Below are 4597 nucleotides of genomic sequence, written 5' to 3'. Positions count from 1 at the left end.
CGGGAACCGGCGCGGAGGCCGCGGGGTAGTCGGGCAGGCCGATCGCGTCCGACGGCGGGCGGCCGAACCGGTCGAACAACCCGCCGAGCTTGTCCGAGGCCTGGGCGGCGACCCCGAACGCGGCACGCTGCAGCGTCCGACCCGCCGCGGACCGCGGGTTCATCGCCCGCAGCATGGCCGGGCGGACGTTCTGGGCACGGTCGACGAACGGGCGCATCAGCTCCTCGTAGCGCACCAGCGCCGCCCGGGGATCGTCGTGGAGGTCCAGCTCCCCCGCCAGGATGTACGCCCCGGTCAGGGCGAGGCTGGTCCCCGTCCCGAACGGACCCGTCGACCACGCCGCATCGCCCAGCAGCACCCGCCGCCCGGTGCTCCAGCGCGGGAGCTTGGCCTGCGCGACGGCGTCGAAGTACATCGAGGCGTCGTCGAGGGCGTCGAGCACGCGGGGCGCCTGCCACCCGACGTCGGCGAAGGTGCGGCGCAGGACCATCACCTGCTCGTCCCGGTCGAGGGCCTCGAGCCCACGCACGTTGGACAGGAAGTTCAGCATCGCGCGGGTGGTCCCGAGGTTGTCCGGGCGCAGGCTGACGCTGCGCGAGCCGAGAGCGTGGTGCCAGCGCCACCAGCGGTCGTCGTCGGGAACTCGGGGGATCGTGAGGTAGGCGATGTAGAGACCGAGCTCGGTCAGCTCGGCCTCGGGCACCACGAGCTCGCGCGTCCGGGAGCGGGTCCCCTCGGCCACGACGACGAGGTCGGCGTCCAGGTCCTCGCCGCTCGCGAGGTGGGCGGTGACGTGGTCGCCGTGGTCGGTCAGGTCGCGGATCTGCTCGTCGAAGCGGTACTCGGTGGAGTCGGACGTGCGCTCGTACAGGATGCGCGACATCTCGCCGCGCAGGATCTCCAGCTCGGCGGTCGGGCCGTCGGTGTCGTTCTGCCCGGCCGGGAAGCTGGCGACCGGCGAGCCCTGGTCGTCGACGAAGTGCAGGCCGACCTCGGTGGTGGTGGCCTCGCGGATCGCGTCCTCGATGCCCATCCGGCGGGCGACCTCGCGGCCGGTGCCGCGGATGTCGATGTTCTGGCCCTCGTCCCGCAAGTGCGGCGCCCGCTCGACGATCGTGGTGCGCCAGCCCCGGGCATCGAGCAGGTAGGCGAGGGCGGGGCCGGCGATGCTGGCGCCGGAGATCAGGGCATGACGGGTCACGGGGCTCCTTCGGGATGCTGGCTCCGCCGGGATTGCCCGGCGCGCGCAGGACGACACGGCGAAGCGAGGGAATCGTCGAATACGTGCTGCATCAGACAGGCCCGTCAGGACGTGCCCAGGACGTCGCTGGAGGAGCCGGCCGACCGGCGTGATCTGCTGACCGGCGGTCGTTCAGCGCGTCGGCGTTCGGTCAGGGAGGTCGTGGATGTCGCTCCAGGTCGAGGTCGCGCCGGACATCGTCCGGGTGTCCGCGTTCGGCGACGACGCGCTGGGTCGCGACGACGCCGTCGGGCTGGCGGCGCGTCTGCGTCGGGGCGAGGTGTCGCTCGGCGAGGTGCGGGCGGCCGTCGCGGAGCGGATCGCGCGCGTCGACCCGGTCCTTCGCGGTCTCTGCCTCGACCGGGTCGACGAGCCCGTCGGAGGCGCTCCGGACGGGCCGCTCGCCGGCGTCCCGGCCGTGGTCAAGGAGAACGCCGACGTCGCCGGCTGGCCGACGACCAACGGCAGCGCCGCGTACGTCGCCGAGCCGGAGCCGGAGCACTCCGCGGTGACCGAGCAGCTGCTCGGCCTCGGCCTGTCACTGGTCGGGAGCTCGCGGATGCCCGAGTTCGGCCTCAACGCCAGTACGGAGTTCGTCGACGCCGAACCGACCCGCAACCCGTGGAACACCGCGTACTCCGCCGGGGCCTCGTCGGGCGGGTCGGCCGCGCTCGTCGCCGCCGGTGTGGTCCCGATCGGTCACGCCAACGACGGCGGCGGCTCGATCCGCATCCCGTCCGCCGCGTGCGGGCTCGTCGGGCTCAAGCCCACGCGCGGCCGCCTCGCGCGCAACGCCCAGGGCGCGCGGATGCCGGTCAACCTCGTCAGCGACGGCGTCATCACCCGCTCCGTCCGGGACACCGCGACCGTCCTCGGCGAGCTCGACCGGCGGCGGCGCAACCTGCAGTTCCCGCCGATCGGCCTGGTCGACGGACCGGGGGCTCGACGGCTCCGGATCGGGCTCGTCCTGGAGAGCCCGGCCGGCGGGGAGATCGACGACGAGACCCGGGCCGCCGTCGTCCGCACCGCCGCGGCGCTCGAACGCCACGGGCACGTCGTCGAGCCGCACGCGGTCGGGTTCGGGACGCAGTTCGTCGACGACTTCCTCGTCTACTGGGGGCTGCTCGCGTTCGGGATCGTGGCCGGCGGGCGGTTCGGGTTCCCGCAGTTCGACGCCGATCGCCTGGACCCGCTCACCCACGGCCTGGCGCGGCACTTCCGGACGACGGCGCCGCGCAGGCCGGGGTTCCTCCGTCGGCTCCAGCAGGCGGCGTCGGTCTATGACGGCGAGTTCGTCCACCACGACGTCCTGCTCTCGCCGGTGCTCGCGCACCGGACGCCGCGATTGGGCTGGCTGCACCCGGCGGTGCCGTTCGACGAGCTCCGCGAGCGCCTCGTGAACTACGTCGGGTTCACGCCGCTGCAGAACGTCGCGGGCACGCCGGCCATCGCGGTCCCGGCCGCCCGTGGCGGGGACGGGCTGCCGATCGGGGTGCAGCTCGCGTCGGCGCGGGGAGACGAGCGGACCCTGATCGAGCTGGCCTACCTCCTCGAGGCCGAACGCCCGTGGCCACTCCTCGGCGACCGGTGAGATGGGTCCGGTCGTGATCGTCACTTTTCCCGGTCCCTCGCGTTGAGCTGATCGGACGAGGCCGAACCAATCTGGCGGTGGACATGAGCGGCGCGGGTAAAGGCGATGTGGAACTCGTGATCGCGGTGATCGGCCTACTGGTGACGGTCGTGCTCCTCGTCATCACCATCGTCCTGGCGGCAACCGGCCGGGGCGGCGCCAAGGGATGGTTCACCGGCTGTGCCGCGGCTTTCGTCGCGACGGTCGGGCTCCTCGCCTTCGTCTGAGCCGACCACCCGGCGCGATACGCCGGTGCGCCGGACGAGTCGGGCGCTGTGATCGCTGTGCGATTCCTTCGTGACGAGAGGCTGGGGGAGGCCTCTCGCTTTCGGGACGACCCTGCGGTGTGATCCGCCCGTGGCGAAGACTCCGCCCGTCAGCACCGATCCCACAACGACGACGACCACCACCGCCCACGTCGTCGTCCGGGCCGACGACATCACCGTCGGACGTGCCGGAGCAGGACGGGCCCCCGTCGGGAAGAACGCCCAGCTGTACTTCGAGTCGATCGGCGGGTCGAGTACCCACAATGCCGACCGACTCGACGAGAATCACAACGGCGTGGCCTGCGAGTCGCTCTCCGACGACGGCGACAACCAGGACACCGCGGCGACCTCCACCGGCGACGACGGTTCCGATGCGACGACGTCCGGGAATCAGGTCACCGACGTGCCCGAAGGCTCGGCCCAGACCGGGGGGAACTGATCGGATGACGCGCTCGCGCACCGCTGCTCTGGTCGTCCTCGCGGCTCTGCTCACGATCCTGGCCACCGCCTGCGGTTCCGACACCAGCCCGACCGCCGACGCGTCCCTGGCCGCGGGCCAACAGAGCGCCGCCGGACCGGTCGCCGGCTACACGCTGACCATCCCGAAGCTGAACGAGTCGTCGCAGCTGGTCGGGCTCGGCCTCAACCCGGACCGGTCCATCCAGGTGCCGCCCCTGGCCGACCCGATGCAGGCCGGCGTCTACACGAAGGGCCCCATGCCCGGGCAGGTCGGACCCGCCGTCGTCCTCGCGCACGTCAACGGCGACGGCAAGCCCGGCTTCGGGGCCGACTTCCACACGCTCACCGCCGGCGACAAGATCAACGTCACCACGCCGACCGGCCCGGTGACCTTCGCGGTGACCCGCACCGAGACGATCCCGAAGTCGGAGTTCCCCACGGCCGCGGTGTACTCCGACACCACGGGCCCGGAGCTCCGGCTGATCACCTGCGGCGGCACGCTCGACCGCGACGCCCACAACTACCTGGGCCAGACCATCGTCTACGCGACCCAGGCCTGACCCGCGAGACCCGGGACGCCGACGGCGAGCCCACCGTCGCGGGGACGAAACCGCGGCCGGATCAGCCCATGGCGGGAATGACCCCGGCGCCCTGGAGCCAGCCCAGCCAGTCGCCGAAGTGCCAGATCTCGGTCGGATGGCCGTCGCGCCAGTGGATCACGTGGCTGCCGGTCGCCTGCGTCTTCCGACCCGTCGGCTCACCCGGCAGGATGCCGCCCCCGCCGGAGTACGTCGCCGTGCAGCTCCAACGGTGGGCACTGCGCTCGCCGTCGACCATGTCCTCCTCCACGCTGAGGGCGAAGTCGGGGAACGACTGGTGGAAGCCCGTCATGAACTCCTTGAGCGCGGCCCGGTCCATGTCCGGGAATCCCGCGAGGTGATACATGATGTTCGCGGGGAGGAGATCATCGACCTCGTCGACGTGACCCGTCTCCCACAGCTC

At 72.4% G+C, this 4597-nt stretch carries 6 protein-coding genes; 4 read left to right on the top strand and 2 right to left on the bottom strand.

The window, feature by feature from the left end; genetic code table 11:
- Positions 1-1201 (bottom strand): FAD-dependent monooxygenase (locus tag VGI02_RS26170; RefSeq protein WP_331632492.1); only part of this gene is annotated, 1201 nt, incomplete at its 3' end.
- A gap of 205 nt (positions 1202-1406) precedes the next feature.
- Here VGI02_RS26170 and VGI02_RS26165 point away from each other — a divergent pair.
- The 4 genes from VGI02_RS26165 (at position 1407) to VGI02_RS26150 (ending at position 4155) form a co-directional block, all read left to right on the top strand.
- Complete coding sequence (locus VGI02_RS26165) at positions 1407-2831, top strand: amidase (RefSeq protein ID WP_331632491.1); 1425 nt, start codon at positions 1407-1409, stop codon at positions 2829-2831.
- A gap of 83 nt (positions 2832-2914) precedes the next feature.
- Positions 2915-3097 (top strand): hypothetical protein, encoded by a 183-nt coding sequence (locus tag VGI02_RS26160; protein WP_331632489.1) that lies wholly within the window; start codon positions 2915-2917, stop codon positions 3095-3097.
- Positions 3098-3227: 130 nt separating this feature from the next.
- A complete protein-coding gene (locus VGI02_RS26155; protein WP_331632487.1) occupies positions 3228-3575 on the top strand; it encodes an excalibur calcium-binding domain-containing protein in 348 nt (115 codons plus the stop codon).
- Positions 3576-3579: 4 nt separating this feature from the next.
- Positions 3580-4155 carry a sortase domain-containing protein gene (locus tag VGI02_RS26150; protein WP_331632484.1) on the top strand — a complete coding sequence of 192 codons (576 nt, stop codon included), beginning with the start codon at positions 3580-3582 and terminating at the stop codon, positions 4153-4155.
- A gap of 61 nt (positions 4156-4216) precedes the next feature.
- On the opposite strand, the gene VGI02_RS26145 is transcribed toward VGI02_RS26150, so the two are convergent.
- Positions 4217-4597 (bottom strand): ester cyclase (locus VGI02_RS26145; RefSeq protein WP_331632482.1); only part of this gene is annotated, 381 nt, incomplete at its 5' end.

Origin of the sequence: Actinomycetospora sp. (assembly GCF_036497245.1) — a bacterium.
Classification (GTDB): Bacteria; Actinomycetota; Actinomycetes; order Mycobacteriales; family Pseudonocardiaceae; genus Actinomycetospora.
This window is presented reverse-complemented; position numbering and strand designations above follow the sequence as displayed.